Origin of the sequence: Mitsuaria sp. 7 (genome assembly GCF_001653795.1) — a bacterium.
GTDB lineage: Bacteria > Pseudomonadota > Gammaproteobacteria > Burkholderiales > Burkholderiaceae_C > Roseateles.
Genome location: NZ_CP011514.1, coordinates 2,734,995 through 2,754,391, shown reverse-complemented (window position 1 = coordinate 2,754,391; position 19,397 = coordinate 2,734,995). Strand labels below are relative to the sequence as shown.

Annotated in this window: 16 protein-coding genes; 7 read left to right on the top strand and 9 right to left on the bottom strand. The window is 69.1% G+C overall.

Going from position 1 to position 19,397, the window contains the following annotated elements:
- Positions 1 to 65 precede the first annotated feature (65 nt).
- Positions 66 to 1,136 carry a UDP-N-acetylmuramate dehydrogenase gene (gene murB / locus ABE85_RS12180; protein ID WP_067274569.1) on the top strand — a complete coding sequence of 357 codons (1,071 nt, stop codon included), beginning with the start codon at positions 66 to 68 and terminating at the stop codon, positions 1,134 to 1,136.
- A 6-nt stretch (positions 1,137 to 1,142) separates the two neighbouring features.
- On the opposite strand, the gene ABE85_RS12175 is transcribed toward murB, so the two are convergent.
- The 4 genes from ABE85_RS12175 to ABE85_RS12160 all read right to left on the bottom strand — a co-directional run bounded on the left by ABE85_RS12175 (position 1,143) and on the right by ABE85_RS12160 (position 5,993).
- Entirely contained in the window at positions 1,143 to 1,985 is an 843-nt protein-coding gene (locus ABE85_RS12175; RefSeq protein ID WP_067274568.1) for a hypothetical protein, read from the bottom strand.
- Complete coding sequence (locus tag ABE85_RS12170) at positions 1,982 to 3,403, bottom strand: AAA family ATPase (protein WP_067274567.1); 1,422 nt, start codon at positions 3,401 to 3,403, stop codon at positions 1,982 to 1,984. The genes ABE85_RS12175 and ABE85_RS12170 overlap by 4 nt, the downstream gene beginning before the upstream one ends.
- A 95-nt stretch (positions 3,404 to 3,498) precedes the next feature.
- On the bottom strand, positions 3,499 to 5,445 hold the full coding sequence (locus ABE85_RS12165; protein ID WP_067274566.1) for an ATP-binding protein: 1,947 nt from the start codon (positions 5,443 to 5,445) through the stop codon (positions 3,499 to 3,501).
- A 2-nt stretch (positions 5,446 to 5,447) separates the two neighbouring features.
- Complete coding sequence (locus ABE85_RS12160) at positions 5,448 to 5,993, bottom strand: hypothetical protein (protein WP_231993290.1); 546 nt, start codon at positions 5,991 to 5,993, stop codon at positions 5,448 to 5,450.
- Between the two features lie 341 nt (positions 5,994 to 6,334).
- On the opposite strand from ABE85_RS12160, the gene ABE85_RS12155 reads away from it, so the two are divergent.
- Positions 6,335 to 8,047, top strand: coding sequence for a long-chain fatty acid--CoA ligase (locus ABE85_RS12155; protein ID WP_067274563.1), 1,713 nt, complete (start codon positions 6,335 to 6,337; stop codon positions 8,045 to 8,047).
- A gap of 193 nt (positions 8,048 to 8,240) precedes the next feature.
- Here the strand turns inward: ABE85_RS12155 and ABE85_RS12150 are convergent, their stop codons facing one another.
- The 3 genes from ABE85_RS12150 to ABE85_RS12140 form a co-directional block, all read right to left on the bottom strand.
- Entirely contained in the window at positions 8,241 to 9,089 is an 849-nt protein-coding gene (locus ABE85_RS12150; protein ID WP_197507306.1) for a DUF924 family protein, read from the bottom strand.
- On the bottom strand, positions 9,086 to 11,224 hold the full coding sequence (locus tag ABE85_RS12145; RefSeq protein WP_157522263.1) for a prolyl oligopeptidase family protein: 2,139 nt from the start codon (positions 11,222 to 11,224) through the stop codon (positions 9,086 to 9,088). The genes ABE85_RS12150 and ABE85_RS12145 overlap by 4 nt, the downstream gene beginning before the upstream one ends.
- Before the next feature lie 95 nt (positions 11,225 to 11,319).
- Positions 11,320 to 11,880 carry a YaeQ family protein gene (locus ABE85_RS12140; RefSeq protein ID WP_067274560.1) on the bottom strand — a complete coding sequence of 187 codons (561 nt, stop codon included), beginning with the start codon at positions 11,878 to 11,880 and terminating at the stop codon, positions 11,320 to 11,322.
- A 199-nt stretch (positions 11,881 to 12,079) separates the two neighbouring features.
- Between ABE85_RS12140 and ABE85_RS12135 the strand changes: the two genes are divergently transcribed.
- The 4 genes from ABE85_RS12135 to ABE85_RS12120 all read left to right on the top strand — a co-directional run bounded on the left by ABE85_RS12135 (position 12,080) and on the right by ABE85_RS12120 (position 16,451).
- Positions 12,080 to 12,751: a hypothetical protein gene (locus tag ABE85_RS12135; RefSeq protein ID WP_067274558.1), complete on the top strand. Its 672-nt coding sequence runs from the start codon at positions 12,080 to 12,082 to the stop codon at positions 12,749 to 12,751.
- A 19-nt stretch (positions 12,752 to 12,770) separates the two neighbouring features.
- Positions 12,771 to 14,822, top strand: coding sequence for a M3 family metallopeptidase (locus tag ABE85_RS12130; RefSeq protein WP_067274556.1), 2,052 nt, complete (start codon positions 12,771 to 12,773; stop codon positions 14,820 to 14,822).
- A gap of 514 nt (positions 14,823 to 15,336) precedes the next feature.
- Positions 15,337 to 16,086, top strand: coding sequence for an SDR family oxidoreductase (locus tag ABE85_RS12125; protein ID WP_067282557.1), 750 nt, complete (start codon positions 15,337 to 15,339; stop codon positions 16,084 to 16,086).
- A gap of 56 nt (positions 16,087 to 16,142) precedes the next feature.
- Positions 16,143 to 16,451 (top strand): hypothetical protein, encoded by a 309-nt coding sequence (locus tag ABE85_RS12120; protein ID WP_067274553.1) that lies wholly within the window; start codon positions 16,143 to 16,145, stop codon positions 16,449 to 16,451.
- Positions 16,452 to 16,453: 2 nt separating this feature from the next.
- Here ABE85_RS12120 and rsgA read toward each other — a convergent pair whose 3' ends face one another.
- Positions 16,454 to 17,359 carry a ribosome small subunit-dependent GTPase A gene (rsgA, locus tag ABE85_RS12115; protein ID WP_067274549.1) on the bottom strand — a complete coding sequence of 302 codons (906 nt, stop codon included), beginning with the start codon at positions 17,357 to 17,359 and terminating at the stop codon, positions 16,454 to 16,456.
- Positions 17,356 to 18,657: a M48 family metallopeptidase gene (locus ABE85_RS12110; RefSeq protein ID WP_409072586.1), complete on the bottom strand. Its 1,302-nt coding sequence runs from the start codon at positions 18,655 to 18,657 to the stop codon at positions 17,356 to 17,358. The genes rsgA and ABE85_RS12110 overlap by 4 nt, the downstream gene beginning before the upstream one ends.
- A 127-nt stretch (positions 18,658 to 18,784) precedes the next feature.
- Between ABE85_RS12110 and orn the strand changes: the two genes are divergently transcribed.
- On the top strand, positions 18,785 to 19,387 hold the full coding sequence (orn, locus tag ABE85_RS12105; RefSeq protein ID WP_067274546.1) for an oligoribonuclease: 603 nt from the start codon (positions 18,785 to 18,787) through the stop codon (positions 19,385 to 19,387).
- The last annotated feature ends 10 nt before the right edge of the window (positions 19,388 to 19,397 follow it).

The window sequence follows — 19,397 nt, the reverse complement described above, 5'->3', positions numbered from 1 at the left end:
ACAGCGACCGATTGTCGGGGCGGCCTCCGAGGGGATCTTCGAGGATATGGGCGAGAATTCTAGCCATGCAGTCTCCCGCCAACCCCCCCTCGACCGAGCGACGCGACGGCGTCGTGATCGAGCACGACGTCAACCTCAAGCCCTACAACACCTTCGGCCTGCCCGCGACGGCCCACCGGCTGGTGCGCATCCGCGAGGAACTGGACGTGAGACGTGTCGTCGACCACCCCGAACTGGGCCGCGCGCCGAAGTTCGTGCTGGGCGGCGGATCGAACCTGGTGCTGACGCGGGACCTCGACGCGGTGGTGCTGAAGATGGAGATCATGGGCCTGGCCGTCGAGGAGCGCGGGGACTGCTGGATCGTCGAGGCCGGCGCCGGCGTGCCCTGGCACGAAGCGGTGGCGTTCTCGCTGGCGCAGGGCGTGCCCGGGCTGGAGAACCTGGCGCTGATTCCCGGCACCGTCGGGGCCGCGCCGGTGCAGAACATCGGCGCTTACGGCGTCGAACTGAAGGACCGCCTCGAGAACGTGGACGTCGTCGACCTGACCACGGGCCGCCGCGTGACGCTGCCCGCGGCGGTGTGCCGCTTCGGCTACCGCGACAGCGTGTTCAAGCAGACCGGCTACGGTGGCCTGGCGGGCAAGAGCGTGATCACCAAGGTGCGCCTGCGCTGCCCGAAGCCGTGGCAGCCGCAACTGGGCTACCTCGACATCGAACGCAAGATGGCCGAGACCGGCATCACGGCGCCCGACGCGCGCCAGGTGTTCGACTGGATCTGCGACATCCGCCGCGCCAAGCTGCCGGATCCGGCGCGCATCGGCAACTCGGGCAGCTTCTTCAAGAACCCGGTGGTCAGCGCGGAGCAGTGCCGCGACATCATCGCCCGCGACCCGCACATCGTGCATTACCCGATGGCCGACGGCAGCTTCAAGCTGGCCGCGGGCTGGCTGATCGATGCCTGCGGATGGAAGGGCAAGAGCGTGGGTGGCGCGGCGGTCTACGAGAAGCAGGCGCTGGTACTGGTGAACCGCGGCGAGGCCCGCGGCGCCGAGGTCGTCACGCTGGCGCGTGCGATCCAGGAAAGCGTCTACGGCCGCTTCGGCATCCGGCTGGAGCCGGAGCCGGTGGTCGTCTGATCGAGGTCAGGGCGAGATCAAGCCCCACGCCCGCAGGAAATGCCGCGTCATCGCCGCGAACGGCTGATTGCCATCGGCGCGACGGCGGATGCCGGCGAGGACCTTCGCGGCGTTCGGTGACGCCGGGTCCATTTCCTGAAACGCGAGCGCCAGGGTGCGTAGCAGGTCGTAGTGATTCCAGCGCAGCCGAAGCAGTTCCGTGCGGTTGAGACCGAGCACTTCTTCAGCGGCCTTCGCGGCCGCCTTGGCTTTCGCTGAACGGCCGCGCGGGATGAGCCAGACCTCCTGCGTGGCCTCGATCGCGTTCCACGACAACAGCTTCTCGGGATCGACGAGGTAGGGATCGGGCAGGTGCGGCTGCTCGCCCGCGAAAAAGCGCTTCAGCGAGGTGTCCGTGGCGCTGGACGGATCCAGGCAGAAGGTTGCAGCGAGCGCTGCCGCCTTGGTCGCATCGGTGGGCTGCGTGGCGGGCATGCTTGGCGGCTTCAACCGTGCGCCGGTGACGGGGAAGGTGTTGCCCTTGTAGACCTGGTTGCAGACCTGGCAGCTGAAGGTGTAGTTGTCGACGCAGTACGCGAGCCACCAGTACAGGTCCTTGGGACGGAAGTGCTCGACGTCGCCATGCGCGACGACGGCCGTGTCGGCTTCGCAGTACGCGCACTTGCCGGAGGAGTCGAGCTTGAGCGCGGTCTTGGCGGTCGACCAGATCTGCCGCGCCTTGGGCTTGAAGTCGACCTTGCCCCCATCCTCGTAGAAGTAGCCTTCGAGCTTGAGCAAGCGCTGCTGCAGCTTCGCGCCGGTGAACGCGCCCAAGGTCGCGGCGTCCCGGCCGCGCCGCAGGCGGATCACTTCGAACGCTCCACCCGTTTCACCGCCGCCCTCAGCTTGGTCGGCGACAGCGCCGGTGCTGGTGCCGGCGCGGACTTCTTCGCCGCTGCCTTGCCGGGCGCGGACCTCTTCGCGGGTGCGGACTTCGCCGCCTGCTTCGCGATCGTCGCCTTGAGTTCCTTCAGCAGCGCCGATTGCTGACGCGCGTAGTCCGGCACCGCATCCCATTCGGGCGCGACACGAAGGACCTCGGTGCTGCGTTGCAGCTGCGTGCGTTCGCGCGAGGTCAGCGCCTTGCCTTGCGTCTTGGTCTTCGTGTGCAGCTTGCGCGCCGTGTTGCGTGCGGTTTCGACCGCCACCGAGTCCATGGACTCCAGCCCGAACATCGGACTCATCAGCAGCTGATGCAGCATCATCAGGCGCGGCTCGCCGACGAAGGGCACCAGTGTCGGCTGCTGCTTGGGACCTTCGCGGCGGATGACGAAAAGCTCGCCTTCGCCGCTCTGCTGCGCGGTCAGCGCGGAGTGCGTCGTCGCGATGAACTGGAAATGCGGCAGCAAGGTCGACAGGAAGTCCACCAGTTGCCGCCGCCACACCGGGTGCAGATGCAGGTCGAGCTCGTCGATCAGCAGCACGCCGCGCGTGGCCAGCGGATCCTTGCGATCGGGAAACGCCTCGGTGATGCGGAAGAGCAGGTCGCCGCACCACGCGGCCATGTTCTGGTAGCCGTCGGACAGCTGGTTCAACGGCACTTCGCCGTCGACCGTCTTGAACATCAGCTGGCCCGACTCCTTGTCGATGCGCGAGAAGTTCATGCCTCGCATCAACTGGTTGAGCGCTGCCCGGATCGGGGCTAATGCGGCATCGCCGCGCCGGTAGTCGAGGTCCATGGCCCAGCGCTGCAGCGACACCAGCGAGGCGTCCGGCGAGAACATCGAGGCCAGCGCACGCGCCCGCGACGAACGCGCCGAATCGTCCAGCGGACCGCTCACGCGTTTGCCGCCCTCGGGCGGGCGGCGCGAGACGCCGTAGCCCAGCACGAAGTAGTTGCGGTCGGCGTGGCGGATCGCCGCGTCCAGCGCCTCCAGCGTCTTCGCATTGCGCTCGAAGATCTCGCGCAGGCCGTCGCCGCGATGGAGCTCCAGCGCGATCTCGCGCGGCTCGCCCTTCGCCGTCACGAGCGTGCCTTCGATGCGACACTTCGCCGCGCCATTGCGTATCCACGAGTCCGTGTCGCCGAGCAGCTCCGGCAGCGCCTCGCTGCCCGCCAGCAGCAGGCCGATCGCGCGCAGCACGGTGCTCTTGCCGCAGCCGTTCTCGCCGAGCAGCAGCGTCCAGCGCCGGTTGGTGCCCGCGGGCGCGTCCGGGCCGGCGCCGAAGTCGATCGCCAGCGACGCCATCGAGCGCACATTGGTCAGCGCGATGCGGGACAGGTACATGGGCGGGGCTCTCCGTGATGGAGAGGAACTATAAGAGACCGAAGGCGTCCTTCGACGAAGACGACCGGCCTGGCCGTCGTCGATGTCGGGCCGCTTCAGGCTGCTTCAGGCCGCGCCGGCGACGACGGCGCCAGCGACTGCAGGCACACGCGCAGCGTCTCCAGCTCGACCGGCTTGGCGAGGAAGGCGCTGATGCCCGCATCGTCGGCCTTCTGGCGCGACTCCTCGAACGCGTCCGCGGAGAACGCGATGATCGGCAGCCGGCCGCGCGGCGCCGGCAGTTCGCGCATCAGCCGCGTCGCCTCGAAGCCGTCCATCTGCGGCGTGTGCAGGTCCATCAGCACGATGTCGAACGGCTGCTGGCGCAACGCGTGCAGCGCCTGCAGGCCGTTCTCGCACAAGGTGGGATGGTGGCCGAGCCGCTCCAGCATCGCCTCGATGACGATACGGTTGGTCGGGTTGTCCTCGCTGACGAGCACGCGCAGGCCGGTCACCGGCTGGGCACCAGCGGCCGCGGTCTGCGCCGCGTGAGAGGCAGGGGAGATGTGGGAGCTGTTGGAGGCGTGGGAGGCGTTCGAGGCCTCCGCAACACCTGGCACCATGCGTCCCGGCGGCAGGTCCGCGCCGGCGCGCAGCGGCAGCGCGAGCGTGAAGCGCGCGCCCTGGCCGACGGCGCTCTGCACGTGGATGTCGCCGCCCATCGCGCGCGCCAGCCGGCGGGAGATCTCCAGCCCCAGCCCCGCGCCCCCATGGCGCCGCGAGGTGCTCGCGTCGCCCTGGCTGAAGCGCTGGAACAGCCGGGCCTGCGTCTCCACGTCGATGCCGGGTCCGGTGTCGCTGACTTCCACCATCAGCAGGTCCTCACCCAGCGCGCCGACGCCGCGTCGCATCTGGCAGCCGACGTGACCGCGATCGCAGAACTTCAACGCGTTGCTCAGCAGGTTCAGCAGGATCTGTCGCAGCCGCGTCGGATCGGCCAGCACCCAGCCGGGAACGTCGTCGTCGACACCGAAATGCAGCGACAGGCGCTTCGCCGCGGCCTGCGGCCGGCTCAGCGCCTCGAGTTCCTTCATCAGCGCGCCTGGCTGCAGCGGCTCCGGCGCGATGGACAGGCCGCCGGCCTCCATGCGCGTCACGTCCAGGATGTCGCCCAGCACCGCCAGCAGATGCCGCGCGCAGTCGTTCGCGGCCTTCAACTGGTCCTGCTGCGCGGTCGTCAGCGGCGCTTCCCGGATCAGGCCCAGCATGCCCAGCAGCCCCTGCAGCGGCGTGCGCAGCTCGTGACTCATGTTGGCGAGGAAGACCGTCTTGGCGCGGTTGGCCGCGTCGGCCTCGCGCTGCGCGTCGATGAGGCGCGCGGCCAGAGCCTTCTGCTTGTCGCCGTAGCGCTCCAGGCCGCGGAACTGGCGGTAGATGATGGCCGCGAACAGCAGCGCCATCGCCGACAGCGCCGCCGTCAGGCCCAGGCTCACGCGGCTCTGGTTGCGCACGATCTCATTGCGCTGGGTGACGTCCTCGGCGACGTGGTGGGTCGAGGTCAGCGAGAGGTCGCGGATGGGATCGGCCAGCGGGTCCAGCCGGTCGATGATCTCGGGGATCCGCTCCGGATGCTCGCGGATCAGCGCGCCGTTCAGCGGCAGCGCGTCGGCCCAGCGGACGAAGTCCTGCGTGCGCGTGAGCGTGCGCTGGTAGTCCGGGTGATGCGCGAGCACGAGCGCGGCATGCTCGCTTTCCACCAGGTTCAGGCGGCTGACGAAGATCTCGTAGCGCTGCGCGACCTGATCGGGATCGACCGCCACGCTCGGCCCCGCGGCCTGCTCGAGCGCCAGGCGCAGCTTCAGGTACTCGGTCTCGAACTGGAACAGGCTCCAGACGAGGTAATCGTCCTGGTAGCGCCGCGTGCCGTTGAGCGCCTCGTACTGGCGCGCCTGCAGCCAGGCGACGCCCGCGAGCGCGAGCACCAGCAGCAGGCCCATCGCGGAGACGGCGATGCGCCAGCGACGCTGCTTGGCGGCGACGAGACGGGCGGCGTCGCGCGGCATGGTCAACGCAGCTCCAGGTGGTTGAGCTGCCACGCCGAGCGCCCGTAGAAGATGCTGTTGCGCAGCTCGGGCGCACGATCGAAGGGATAGATCAGGAACAGCGGGCCCTTGTCGCGCACGGCCATCGGCTTGTCGTCGATCAGCCGCGCGACGATGACGTCGTAGCGCGCGCTGTCGTCGACGGGGATGTTGACGCGGTAGTCGTTGAGCGCCCGCGCCTCGATCGTGCGACCCTGCGCGCCGGCGGCGGCGAGCACGTCGCGCAGCAGCGGGCCGGTGAACTTGCGGGGGCTCGGGTACCAGGGGGTCTGCGTGCTGAAGCTGACCTGCGGCAGCTTTTCGAGCATGGCCATGTCGAAGGCCGCACGGCCGTCGCGGTTGGCGTTGCGCAGCGCACCGCCGACGGTCAGCACGACCGGGCCGGCGGGCAGGTCCAGCGGCTGCTCGGCGGGGATCGCCCACGCCGTGGTTGCGGTGGAGGATCCGAGGACACAGGTCAGCAGCCCCAGCAGGGCGGAACGGCGCGCGATCAGCATGGACGGAGGCACGGCCCGGCCTCGCATCGACGCTGCCGGATCGGAAGCGGATGCCGTACGGGGCATTGGTGAAAGCCCGCATGCTACGCGGGGGGCCCAGGGGGAGCATCTACGGGAGCACCCCAATGCCGGGGACCAGTCGGGTTTCCGCCACACCGCGACCGCCGCGGCCCCGCTGTGGGCGCACCGCGTCGTTGCAAATCCTCGCCATAGCTGGGCTATGGCTGCGGTTTGCGCCTAGCGGTGCATCCCACATCGGGGCCGCGACGGTCGCGGTGATGTCGCTGCAGTGACAAGGGATGCCTGGAGCCGGACTGAAGATCGGTCCGAACAATAGACAGGAGACAGCACCGATGACGCGCGTGGTCACCCCCCGTCCCGAGAACGCCGACGTGCAGTACAGCCACTGGCCGGCCCGGCTGCCGCGGCGGCTGGCGATCCCGCGGACCTCGCTGTGGTTCAACCTCGAGGTCGCCGCGAACCGCTATCCGGACAAGGCCGCGACGCAGTTCCTCGGCGCCACGCTGAGCTTCCGCGAGATGCGCCGCCAGGCCGAGGCGCTTGCCGGCTGGCTGCGCGCGCAGGGCGTTGGCAAGGGCGACCGCGTGGCGCTGTTCCTCCAGAACTGCCCGCAGTACCTGATCGCGTTCTATGCGATCAACCGCGCCGACGCGGTCGTGGTGCCGGTGAATCCGATGAACCGCGAGGACGAGTTCGGCCATTACCTGACCGACCCCGAGACCAAGGTCGTGATCTGCAGCGGCGAGCTCGCCGGCATCGTGGCGAAGGCCTCCGCGAAGCTGCCCGAGTCGCAGCGTCCGCGCGCAGTGCTGGTGACGCAGTACTGGCAGATGCTGCCGCCCGCCGGCCCCGATCCCGCCTGCGATGCGCCCGAGGCGATGCGTGCCTGGCTGACCGCGGTGCACGAGCTCCCGCACGGCGCGACCGACTGGCGCGAAGCGATCGCCGCCGGACTCGTGCCGGGGCCGCACACCGCGGGACCGGACGACCTCGCGATGCTGCCCTACACCTCGGGCACCACCGGACTGCCCAAGGGCTGCGTGCACACCAACGCGACGCTGATGTCCAACAGCTGCGGCGGTTGCCAATGGGGCTACGCGAGCGCGGAGTCGGTGGGGCTGGCGGTGGTGCCGATGTTCCACATCACCGGCACGCTCTACGGCGTGCTGGGGCCGGTGTTCATCGGCATGACCCTGGTGATCATGCCGCGCTGGGACCGCGAGCTGTGCGGGCGCCTGATCTCGCGCTACCAGGTCACGCACTGGACCTGCATCCCGACGATGATCATCGACCTGTTCGCAAGCCCGAACTACAAGTCCTTCGACCTGCGCAGCCTGCGCTACCTGAGCGGCGGCGGCGCGGCCATGCCCAAGGCAGTGGCGGAGCGGCTGCAGGAGGAATTCGGCCTGACCTTCGCGGAAGGCTACGGCCTGACCGAGACCGCCGCGCCCAGCCATGGCAATCCGCCGGAACGCGCGAAGCTGCAGTGCCTGGGCATCCCGATCTTCGGCGTCGATTCACGCATCGTGGATCCGACCACGCTCGAGGAACTGCCGGTCGGCGAAGTTGGCGAGATCATCACGAACGGCCCCATGGTGTTCCAGGGCTACTGGCGGCAACCGGAAGCGACCGACGCGGCCTTCGTCGAACTCGACGGCAAACGCTTCTTCCGCACCGGCGACCTCGGACGCATGGACGACGAAGGCTACTTCTTCATCACCGATCGCCTCAAGCGGATGATCAACGCCAGTGGCTACAAGGTCTGGCCTTCAGAAGTCGAGATGCTGCTGTACCGCCACCCCGCCGTGCAGGAAGCCTGCATCATCGCGGCCAAGGACGCGTACCGCGGCGAGACAGTGAAGGCCGTCGTGGTGCTGCGCGCCGACGCCAAGGGCAAGACCACCGACAAGGACATCATCGACTGGGCCCATGAACACATGGCGGCCTACAAGGCGCCTCGCATCGTGGAGTTCGTCGACGCGCTGCCCAAGTCAGGCTCGGGTAAGGTCATGTGGCGGCTGCTGCAGGAGAAGGAACCGACGTAGAGGCGTAGAGGCGTAGAGGCTTAGAGAACTTCGCCGACCACCCTCGGGCAGGGCCGGGGCAGGCGASWMCCGTCGWGCCTMGGSCGCTCAACTCCCTTCGCTCGCCTTCGGCTCGCTGCGGTCAGACAGAACGCGCCTGGTCAGTTCTTGACGGCACGACTTCGTCGCCTGCCCCGGCCCTGCCCGAGGGCAGTCAGAACCGCGAACCAGGCCGGCTCAGGAACTCCAGTTCCTCGGGCGTGCTCTGGCGCCCCAGGATCTCGTTGCGATGCGGGAAACGACCGAAACGCACGATGACGTCGCGATGCTTGTGCGCGTAGTCGAGTGCGTCCTTGAGACGCGAATCTTCAGCAGCCAGCGCCTCGAATGTGGCGACGCTGCGATCCTGCATCGCCAGATCCTCGGCGTGCTCCAGCGGCATCGCGACGAACCAGCGCTCCAGCGTGCCCAGGTCCTGAGCGCGCGGCAGCAGCGCCAGTGAAGCTTCCAGCGCCAGCACATCGCCCGCGAAGGACGTCGGCGTGTCGCGGTGGACGTTGCGCGTGAACTGGTCCAGCACCAGGATCCGCGCCAGCGCGCCCCAGGCCGTGGAATCCCACTCCCGCAGCCCGCCACGCAGCGCCTGATCGATGACAGGCCCGAAGCGCTCGCGCAACGCCGCATCAAAGGCGGCATCCTTCTTGAACCACTTCATCTGGACCTGGCCGTCCTGCTCGCCGCCGGGCAGGCCGAACCACTCGTTGAGCACGCGCTGCGCCGGCGCCGGCGTCAGCAGCCGCTGCCAGCGCGGGTGCCGCAGCAGCCAGTGCCGCACGTAGCTGCAACCGGGCACCAGTTGCAGCGGAAACTCCGCCAGCCAGCGCGCCGCGGCCTCCACCAGCGCGGCGGCAAGACCTTGTCCCGTCAGCTGCGCCGGCACGCCGGTGTGCGTGATGATCAGCTGTTCGCCATGACGCTCGTAGTCGAGCCGGCATTGCAGCCCGGGTTGCGGCTGCGCAAGGAAGCATCTCGCGTCAGGATGATGCTGGATGACGAAATTCAAGATGCGTCTCCACGAATGGCCTCCCTGCCGAGCTGGCGCCACAAGTAGGCGAACTCGAGGGCTTGCAACAACGCCCGCTGCTGGTTGTCCGCAGCGCCGCCGTGGCCGCCCTCGATGTTTTCGAAGTAGAAGCAGGCCTGCCCCAACGCAAGCATGCGAGCCGCCATTTTCCTCGCGTGGCCCGGATGCACGCGGTCGTCGCGCGTCGAGGTGGCGAACAGCGCCCTCGGATACTTCACGCCGGCTTTCAACTGCTGGTACGGGCTGTACGCGGCGATGTGCGCCCAGTCGTCGGCGTCGTCCGGGTCGCCGTACTCGGCCATCCACGACGCGCCCGCCAGCAGCAGGTGATACCGCTTCATGTCGAGCAGCGGCACCTGGCACACGACCGCGCCGAACAGCTCCGGCCGCTGCACCATGCAGGCGCCGACCAGCAGTCCGCCGTTGCTGCCGCCCATGATGCCCAACCGTTCAGGCCGCGTCAGGCCGTGGGCGATCAGATCCTCGGCCACGGCGATGAAGTCGTCGAAGCTGCGCTGTTTGTGCTCGAGCGTCGCCGCCTGGTGCCAGCGCGGGCCGTACTCGCCACCGCCGCGGATGTTGGCGACGACCAATTGCCCGCCGCGTGCCAGCCACGCGCGGCCATTGCCGCCCGAGTACCACGGCTGCAGTGAGACCTCGAAGCCGCCGTAGCCGTAGAGCAGCGTCGGCGTCTCCTTCTGCGCCTGGGCGTCGCGGCCGCGTCTGCCGATGACGAAGTAGGGCACGGTCTCGCCGTCGGCGCTCGTGGCGAAGCGCTGTTCGACCGTCATGCCGTGCGCGTCGAACTGCGCACCGCGCTGCTTCAGCGTCTCCCGCGCGTCGACGCCGGCCCGCGCGAGGCAGACGATGTCCGGGGTCAGGAAATCGCAGTAGTGCAGCAGGTAGGCGTCGCCCAGCGTGTCCCCGGGCAGCTCGGGGTCATGCAGGCTCTGCACGCTCAGCGTGCCGGGGAAGGGCGCCTTGACCTGGCGAAGCGTCGGCGGGCGGTGGGAGAGGTCCCACTCCTCGAGCCGGCTCGCGACGTGCTCGCTGACGTTGATCAGCAGGTGGTGCTGCGTGAGCGTGTAGTCCTCGAGCGAGCGTCCCGCCGTCGGCGAGAACATCACCCGGATGTGCTTGTCGTGGCGTTCGTTCTTCCAGAACGAGGCTTCCTCCATCAGCAGCAGCGAGCCCGACGGATAGGTCGGCCCGTGCGGGATGGCCCAGTCGGTGCGCGGACGCAGCAGCATCCACGGGCCTTCCAGATGGACGCTCATGTCGCTGGGCAGGTCGATGGGAACGAACGCGCCGTCCTTCCAGAGGAAACGCGACTCGTTGTAGAAGTCCAGCGCGCGGCTGAACACGACCCGCTCGTAACCCGGCGTGCGGTCCACCGAGGCGGACACGGACACGTCCGCCTTCTCGCCTTCGAAGATCACCGGCGCCACGTCCAGCGGCGTGCCGCGCGCCCAGCGCCGGACCTGCCGCGGATAGCCCGACTCCGTCAGCGAGTCCGGGCCGAAGTCGCTGCCGACCAGCAGCGTGTCGGCGTCCAGCCACTCGACGTCGCTCTTGGCCTCGGGCACGAAGAAGCCGCCGTCGGCCGGGGCGATGAAGCGCAGCGTCTCCAGATCGAATTCGCGCAGCTCGTGCGCATCGGCGCCGCCGTCGGACAGCGACACCAGACAACGGCGGTACTCAGGCGCCAGCGAGGTCGCGCCGTGGAAGACCCAGCTGCGGCCCTCGTCGCGGCCGAGCGCGTCCAGGTCCAGCACCAGACGCCAGGGCGGCTCGGCGAGCTGGTATTCCTCCAGCGTGCAGCGCCGCCACAGGCCGCGCGGATGGGCCTCGTCCTGCCACAGGTTGTAGAACCAGTCGCCGCGTCGCGCGACGTGCGGGATGCGGTCGCGGGCGTTGAGGATCTGCAGCAGTTCCTCGCGCACCGGCTCGAACTCGGGTTCGGCCTTCAGGACGGCGAGGGTGCCCTCGTTGCGCTCGCGCACCCACTGCAGCGCGCGTTCGCCCTCGTCGCCCTCGAGCGCCTCGAGCCACAGGAACGGATCGTCCGTGGCGGCGGTCGAGTCGGTGGAAACGGAGGGCACGGATTGAGGCACAACGAACTCCTGATCGATGTCTTGCTCCCTCTCCCGCTGGCGGGAGAGGGTGGGGGTGAGGGCTGCGGTCGCCGCACCTCACCTTACTCCAGGTCTTACTCCTCGCGTTCCTTCAGCAAGCTCGGTGTGATCTCCACCGCGCCCTTCTCGGTGCTGACGTACGCCGTCCCGTCCTGGATGCTGACCTGCCACTGCATGCCGCGTTCCGCCAGCGCGGCCAGCGCCTGGGCCTGCTCCGCCGGCACCTGCCACACCGCCAGCTTGGGCGTGCGCTGCAGCTTGTTCTGGATGCCGGCCCACCAGACCGGCGTGCTGGACGCGTACCCGATGACGGTGACGCGGTCCGCTCTGCCGTGCGCCTGACGCAGGCGGCGTTCGTCCGGCTGACCGAGCTCGATCCAATGCACGACCTGGCCGGTGAGGTCGAGCTGCCACAGCGGCGGCTCCTCCACGTCGGACAGGCCCTTGCTGAATTCCAGCCTGCCGTGCAGGTCGTCGGCCGGCACGTTCAGCGCGTAGGCGAGGATGCGCATCATCATCCGCTCGTCGGTTTCCGACGGGTGGCGGGCGACGGTCAGGGAGTGCTCGCCGTAGACATGGCGATCCATGTCGGAGAGCTGCAGCTGGGCTTTGTGGATGGTGGCCTTGAGCGCCATGGTGGGGTGCCGCCTGGGGAGCGGTCGTGTTCGGGGTGGACGGCCCGCCGTGCGGGCTGCACGCGGGCCGGAAACGATCTGAAGCGGCGCATTATCCGGGTCGTGGCATCATGCCGACCCGCAGAGCGGACCGGTCGCGAGCCGGACGGTCCGTACCGACGAGACAGCGCCCATCCGGCGCAATGACTTGAGAGACGACATGAACATTCTTCGCACCTCCCTCGCCGTCGCGGCACTGCTGGCCTGCGGTCTGGCCTCCGCCCAGACGAGCACGCCGGCCAAGCCCGCCGCCAAGCCTGCCACGTCCGCCGCACCGGCCGCCGCCACGACCACCAAGGGTGGCAAGGGCAAGCTGATGACCCGCGACGAGCTGCGCACCTGCATGAACACCAACCAGCAGAACGAAGCCACCGCCGCCGAGCTGGACAAGAAGAAGGCCGAGGTCCTGAAGGAGCGCGACGAGCTGCGCGCCGCCAAGGCGGAGTCCGACAAGTTCGAGTCCGACATGCAGGCGCAGAGCACGGCCCTGAAGGCCGAGATCGACGGCGTGAAGGCCTTCGGCGCGGAGATCGAGGCCGGCGCCGCCAAGATGGAGAAGGCGGAGCTGAAGGCCAAGCAGGACGAGTACCAGGCCCGCGCCAACGCGCTGCAGCCCAAGATCGACGCCTTCAACAAGGCCCGCAACGACCGCGTCGAAGGCAACAAGGCCTTCAACGTCCGCATCGAGGCGCATCAGAAGATGGCCGACGACTTCAACGAAGCCGTCGAGGACCTGAACGACAAGCGCAACGACTGGAAGTTCAAGTGCGGCAACCGCTCGTACGACGAGGCCGACGAGATCGCGATCAAGAAGGAACAGAACAAGAAGTGATGAGGAAGGGGCAGATCCGATGAACGCCAATCCGCTGCTGTCCGCCTGGACCGGTCCGTACGGACTGCCCCCGTTCGACGCGATCCGCGCCGAGCATTTCGAACCTGCCTTCGAGGCCGCGCTCGCCGCGCATCGCGCCGAGCTCGACGCGATCGCGTCGTCGGCCCAGGCGCCGGACTTCGACAACACGCTGGCCGCGCTCGATCGCGCGGGCCGCGCGCTGACCGCGCTGGAACACCTGTTCTCGACGCTGAGCGCCTCGGCCAGCTCGCCCGAGCTGCAGGCCGTGCAACGCCGCATGGCCGCGCCGCTGGCGGCGCACACGAATGCGATCTACCTGAACGCCGCGCTGTTCGAGCGCGTCGAGCGGCTGCATGAGCAGCGCGCGTTGCTGGGCCTGCCGGCCGAGTCGCTGCGCCTGCTCGAACGCGTGCACCTGGACTTCGTCCGTGCCGGCGCGCGACTGCAGGGCGAGGCCCGCGCGCGTTATGCCGCGATCATGGAGCGCCAGGCCGAGCTCAACACCCGCTTCGCGCAGAACGTGCTCGCGGACGAAAGCAGCTATCAACTGGTGCTGCGCGGCGAGGCCGAGCTGGTCGGCCTGCCGGACTTCGTCCGCGCCTCCGCTCGACAGGCCGCGCTGGACCGCGGGCAGACGGAGGAGGGCGTGCACGTCGTGACGCTGTCGCGCTCGCTGATCGTGCCCTTCCTGACCTTCAGCGAACGCCGTGACCTGCGCGAGCAGGCCTGGCGCGCCTGGGTCGGCCGCGGCGAGATCGCCGGCGAGACCGACAACCGCGCGCTGGTGCGGGAGTTGCTGGCGTTGCGCCACGAGCAGGCCGCGCTGCACGGTCATCGCAGCTTCGCGGACTACGCGCTCGCCGACACGATGGCCGGCCGGCAGTCCGCCGTGCAGGGGCTGCTCGACCAGGTCTGGGAACCGGCCAAGGCCGCGGCCGCGCGTGAGCGGGCGATGCTCGACGAGGTCCGCGCGCAGCTCGGCCACGAGCTGACGATCGAGGCCTGGGACTGGCGCTGGTACGCGGAGAAGGTCCGCCAGCAGCGCTTCCAGCTCGACGAGGCCGAGGTCAAGCCCTACTTCCCGCTGGACGCGATGGTGCAGGCGATGTTCGACTGCGCGTCCCGCCTCTACGGCCTGCGCTTCGTCGCGCAGCCGCAGGTCGCCGGTTATCACCCGGACGTGAAGGTCTACGAGGTGCAGCGGCCCGACGGCTCGCTGCGCGGGATCTTCGTCCAGGACAACTTCGCGCGTCCGACCAAGCGCAGCGGCGCCTGGATGAACGCGCTGCGCTGGCAGGCCCGCAACGGGATCGACGCGCTGCCGATCATCCTGAACAACAACAACTTCGCCAAGGGCGCGCCGGGCGAGCCCACGCTGCTGTCCTTCGACGACGTGCGCACGCTGTTCCACGAGTTCGGCCACGGCCTGCACGGCCTGCTGTCGGACGTGTCGTTCGAGCGCCTGTCGGGCACGCAGGTGCTGCGCGATTTCGTCGAGCTCCCGTCGCAGCTGATGGAGCACTGGATGGCCGAGCCCGCGGTGCTCAAGCAGCACGCGCGCCACTACAAGACCGGCGAGCCGCTGCCGGACGCGCTGCTCGACCGCCTGAAGGCGGCCGCGACCTTCAACCAGGGTTACGAGACGGTGCGCTACTGCGCGTCGGCGCTGGTGGACCTGGCGCTGCACGGCCAGGAGCAGGCCGAGGTGCCGGACCCGGTCGCCTTCGAGCGCGAAACGCTGGAGCGCCTGGGCCTGCCGCCGGCGATCGGCATGAACCACCGGCTGACGCACTTCCAGCATCTGTTCTCGGGCAGCTATTACGCGTCCGGCTACTACGTCTACCTGTGGGCGGAAGTGCTGGACTGCGATGCCTTCGAGGCCTTCGTCGAAGCGGGCGACCCGTTCGACGCCGCGACCGCGCAATCGGTGCTGGCCAACATCCTGTCGGTCGGCGACAGCCGCGAGCCGGGCGCGACCTACCGCGCCTTCCGTGGCCGCGATGCGAGCGTGGAGCCGATGCTGAAGGGCAGGGGACTGATCCCTGCCTGAGGCCGGGGTTCCGGAAGGGGCCCCTGGTTCTTGGGGTTAACCCTTCCGGTGGATGTCATTCATCGCGCTCCGCCGCAGTTCGTCGCGGCACGGCACGGGTTGGTCGCAGCCGGCTTTTTTCCAGGGGCTACCCCGGGAATCATTCGTTCCGCGCCGCAAGAGCCACCCGCGGCCCCGGAGAACGAGATGAACACCATTCGCTGCTACGACCGGTATACGCACGTCAAGCGCCTCGCGGTGCTGGTCGGTGTCGCGGCCGGCATCGCCCTCGGGCTGCTCGCGCGATGAGCGAGCTCGACATCCAATCGGGCATCCGCCTGTCGTGGCCGACGCCGCTCCAGGCGGCGAGGCGTGCAGCGACCGCGGGCGCAGAGCGCGCCGCGGCTTCAGCCCCGCATCAGCCGACTCTGCCGGTGCTCCCTATGATGCGGGGATGGACTCTGCCCACGCCGCCCTCGATACCGTCGCTGCCGACGTGACCGCCTCGCCCGAGGTCGTCCCGCTCGCCACGGCGATGCCCTCCACGCTGCGATTCGCTGCCGTGACCGGCGCCGGCTCGGGCATCGGCCGTGCCGCCGCGCAGGCGCTGATGCAGTCCGGCTGGCAGGTCGCGCTGCTCGGCCGTCGCGACGACATGCTGCGCGAGACCGCCGCCTTCGCGCCCGAGCGCGCACTGGTGCTGCCCACCGACGTCGCCGACGAGGCGCAGGTCGCCGCCGCCTTCGACGCGATCGAGCGCCGCTGGGGCCGGCTCGATTTCCTGTTCAACAACGCCGGTCGCGGCGCGCCCGCGTCGGACATCGACGAGCTCAGCATCGAGACCTGGCGTGCCGTCGTCGACATCAACCTGACGGGCAGCTTCCTGTGCGCCCGCGCGGCCTTCGGGCTGATGAAGCGGCAGTCGCCGCGCGGCGGACGCATCGTCAACAACGGCTCGATCTCGGCGCACGCGCCGCGGCCGGGGTCGATCGCCTACACCGCGACCAAACACGCCATCACCGGCCTCACGAAGACGCTGGCGCTGGACGGCCGCAAGCACGACATCGCCGCCGGCCAGCTCGACATCGGCAACGCCGCGACCGACCTGACCGAGCGCTTCGTGCACGGCGTGCCGCAGGCGCACGGGGAGACGATGGTCGAACCACGGATGGATGTCGCCCACGCCGCCAGCGCGCTGCGCTACATGGCGGAATTGCCGCTGTCGGCCAACGTGCCGTTCCTGACGGTCATGGCCACCAAGATGCCCTACATTGGACGAGGCTGATAACCGGGGTGTCGCGCGCACTTGAAACCGCGCGATCGCCCCGATCTGAAGGACCGATGAACGCTCTCTCCACGCTCTTCTCGATCGCTGCCCGCCTCGTGCTGGCGGCGGCTTCCATCCTGCTGTTCCTGGTGGTGCTCGCCGCCGGGCTGGTGATCTTCGGCGTCGTGCTGCTGTGGAGTCTGATCCGCGGTCGCAAACCGACGCTGCACACGGCCACGTTCCAGCGCGCGGCGCAGTTCCGCTCGCAAGCCTTCCGGCCGGGCGGAATGGGCAGCATGCAGGGCGGCCGTGCGCCGCAGGGTGAAGTGATCGACGCGGAAGTCCGCGAAGTCCCCAACGCGGATCCGCGTCTGGAACGCTGAAGTTAATACTTCGGCGGCGCGCTGAGCTCGTCCCAGAGCTCGTCGTAGATGCGGTAGCGCGACGGGCTGATCTTCCCCGCCTCGACGGCGACCAGCACCGCGCAGCCCGGCTCGTGCCGGTGGCTGCAGTTGTGGAAGCGGCACTCGCCCAGATACGGCTGGAAATCGGGCATGTAGCTCGCGAGTTCGGCCGCGACGATCTGACGCAGGCCGAATTCCTGGAAGCCCGGTGAGTCGATCAGCGCGTTCTGGCGCTCTGCATCCATCCAGTACCACTGCGTCGTGGTCGTCGTGTGGCGCCCCGAGTTCAGCGCCACCGAGATCTCGCCCACCTGCGCCTTCGCATCCGGCACCAGCAGGTTGATCAGGGTGCTCTTGCCGGTGCCGCTGGGGCCCAGCACCAGCGTCGCCTGACCGTTCAGCATCGGCCGCAGCGTGTCGCTCGCCTCCTCGGGACGGCCCTTGAAGCTGAGCTCCAGCACGTTCTGCCCCATCGCCTTGTAGGGCGCGAGGCGTTCGCGCGCCGCGTCCGCGCCGGGCAGGTCGGTCTTGTTCAGCACGATGTCGGCGGTGATGCCGGCGCTGCGCGCCGCGATCAGCGCGCGCGTGAGCTGCGACTCGGAGAACTGCGGGTCCACCGCCACCAGGATCAGCAGCCGGTCCAGGTTGGCCGCGAAGCTCTTGGTCTTCCACTCGTCCTGGCGGAACAGCAGGTTGCGGCGCGGCTCCACCTTCTCGATGACGCCCTCGTGGTCGCTGCTGCGCTGCCAGCGCACGCGGTCGCCGACCACGCAGTCGCTCTTCTTGCCGCGGGTCAGGCAGTGGATGCGCTGGCCCTCGCCGTCCTCGATGACGTAGTGGCGCCCGTGACCGCGCACCACCAGACCGGTCTGGATGTCCTTGCTCATGCCGCGTGCCCCGTCGGCGTCGACGCCGCGTGCGGCATCGCCTGCCTCGCGAGCGACGCGATCGCCGCCAGCCGCTCGCTGGCCGGTGGATGCGAGTAGTAGAAGCGTGCGAACACCGGGTCCGGCGTCAGCGTGCCGGCGTTGTCCTCGTGCAGCTTCAGCAGCGCGTTGGACAGGTCGGCACCGCTGGCCTGCGCGCAGGCGTAGGCATCGGCCTCGAACTCGTGCTTGCGCGACCACAGCGACATCAGCGGCGTGAGGAAGAACGCGAACGGCGGCAGCGCCAGCATGATGAGCAGCAACGCCAGCGCGTCGTTCGGCGCTTCCAGGCTGGGCCGCACGCCCAGACCCAGGTAGAAGCCGGTCTGCGCACTGAGCCAGCCCAGCAGCGCGAAGCCGGCGAGGCTCAGCGCGAACATCAGCACCAGGCGCTGCGTCACGTGGCGGCGCTTGAAGTGGCCCAGCTCGTGCGCGAGCACGGCCTCGACTTCCGGCGGGTTCAGGCGTTCCAGCAGCGTGTCGAAGAAGACGACGCGCTTGGCCGCGCCCAGGCCGGTGAAGTACGCGTTGCCGTGCGCCGAGCGCCGGCTGCCGTCCATCACGAATAGACCCTTGGCCGCGAAGCCGCAGCGCGCCATCAGCGTCTGGACGCGCTCGCGGAGCACGGGGTCCTCCAGCGGCTTGAACTTGTTGAACAGCGGCGCGATGACGGTGGGATAGATCACCAGCATCAGCAGGTTGAAGCCCATCCACGCGCCCCAGCCCCACAGCCACCAGAGGCTGCCGGCCTGGGCCATCAGCCACAGGATCAGCGCCGCGATCGGCAGGCCCAGCAGCGCGCCGACCGCCAGTCCCTTCACCCCGTCGACCAGGAAGAGCTTCAGCGTCGTGCGGTTGAAGCCGAAGCGCTCTTCCAGCCGGAAGGTGTTGTAGATCGTCCAGGGCAGGTCCAGCACGCGGGCCAGCAGGGAGAACGCGGCCAGCAGGCCGAGCTGGTAGCCCATGTCGCCGAGCACGGGGCGCCACGACAGCATCCACTGGTTGAGCAGGTCCAGTCCGCCGAGCAGCGTCCAGCCGATCAGCAGCGCGGTGTCCCAGGCCAGGTGCAGCGTGCCGAAGCGGCCGCGGGCGACGGTGTAGTCGGCCGCCTTCTGATGCGCCGACAGGGGCACCGTCCCGGCGAACGCGGTCGGCACCGCGCCGCGATGCCGCGCCACATGGCGCATCTGCCGCGACGACAGCCACAGCCGGACCAGGAAGGACAGCATCACCGCGGCGACGAAGGCCGCGGTCAGCATCAACGGGGAGTGGCTCAGCACCGAAGGCGCTGGAGCGGCGGCGAACGCCGCGGGAGAGATCTGCATGGACGGGAGTGTAGAGGGGCCCGACTCGGCGACAATCGCGCCCAACCTGAAGGACAACCCCATGACCACCGACACCACCGCCGCCCCAGCCGCTGGCGCCGGCGCCAATCCTGTGCTGCCGCTCAACGACCAGAACCTGATCTGGATCGACCTCGAAATGACCGGCCTGTATCCGGACAAGGACCGCATCATCGAGATCGCCGTCGTCGTCACCGACGCGCAGTTGACGGTGCGCGTCGAGGGCCCGGTCTTCGCGGTCCACCAGTCCGACGCGATGCTCGACGGCATGGACGCCTGGAACAAGGGCACGCACGGCAAGAGCGGCCTGATCGACCGCGTCAAGGCGTCGACCATCGCCGAAGCCGACGCCGAACAGCAGGTCATCGATTTCCTGAAGGCCTACATCCCGGCGGGCAAGTCGCCAATGTGCGGCAACTCGATCTGCCAGGACCGCCGCTTCCTGGCCAACTACATGCCCAAGCTGGAAGACTTCTTCCACTACCGCAACCTGGACGTGTCCACGCTCAAGGAACTGGCGCGCCGCTGGAAGCCCGCCGCGATGGAGGGCTTCAAGAAGGCCCAGAAGCACACGGCCATGGCCGACATCCACGAGTCCATCGATGAACTGCTCCATTACCGCGAGCATTTCCTGAAGCTGGATTGAGCCTGGCCCG

Coding starts and splice junctions, on each gene's coding strand:
- murB (WP_067274569.1), top strand. CDS start 66: ATGCAGTCTCCCGCCAACCCCCCCTCGACCGAGCGACGCGACGGCGTC.
- ABE85_RS12170 (WP_067274567.1), bottom strand. CDS start 3,403: ATGTACCTGTCCCGCATCGCGCTGACCAATGTGCGCTCGATGGCGTCG.
- ABE85_RS12165 (WP_067274566.1), bottom strand. CDS start 5,445: ATGCCGCGCGACGCCGCCCGTCTCGTCGCCGCCAAGCAGCGTCGCTGG.
- ABE85_RS12155 (WP_067274563.1), top strand. CDS start 6,335: ATGACGCGCGTGGTCACCCCCCGTCCCGAGAACGCCGACGTGCAGTAC.
- ABE85_RS12140 (WP_067274560.1), bottom strand. CDS start 11,880: ATGGCGCTCAAGGCCACCATCCACAAAGCCCAGCTGCAGCTCTCCGAC.
- ABE85_RS12135 (WP_067274558.1), top strand. CDS start 12,080: ATGAACATTCTTCGCACCTCCCTCGCCGTCGCGGCACTGCTGGCCTGC.
- ABE85_RS12130 (WP_067274556.1), top strand. CDS start 12,771: ATGAACGCCAATCCGCTGCTGTCCGCCTGGACCGGTCCGTACGGACTG.
- ABE85_RS12125 (WP_067282557.1), top strand. CDS start 15,337: ATGCCCTCCACGCTGCGATTCGCTGCCGTGACCGGCGCCGGCTCGGGC.
- ABE85_RS12120 (WP_067274553.1), top strand. CDS start 16,143: ATGAACGCTCTCTCCACGCTCTTCTCGATCGCTGCCCGCCTCGTGCTG.
- rsgA (WP_067274549.1), bottom strand. CDS start 17,359: ATGAGCAAGGACATCCAGACCGGTCTGGTGGTGCGCGGTCACGGGCGC.
- ABE85_RS12110 (WP_409072586.1), bottom strand. CDS start 18,657: ATGCTGACCGCGGCCTTCGTCGCCGCGGTGATGCTGTCCTTCCTGGTC.
- orn (WP_067274546.1), top strand. CDS start 18,785: ATGACCACCGACACCACCGCCGCCCCAGCCGCTGGCGCCGGCGCCAAT.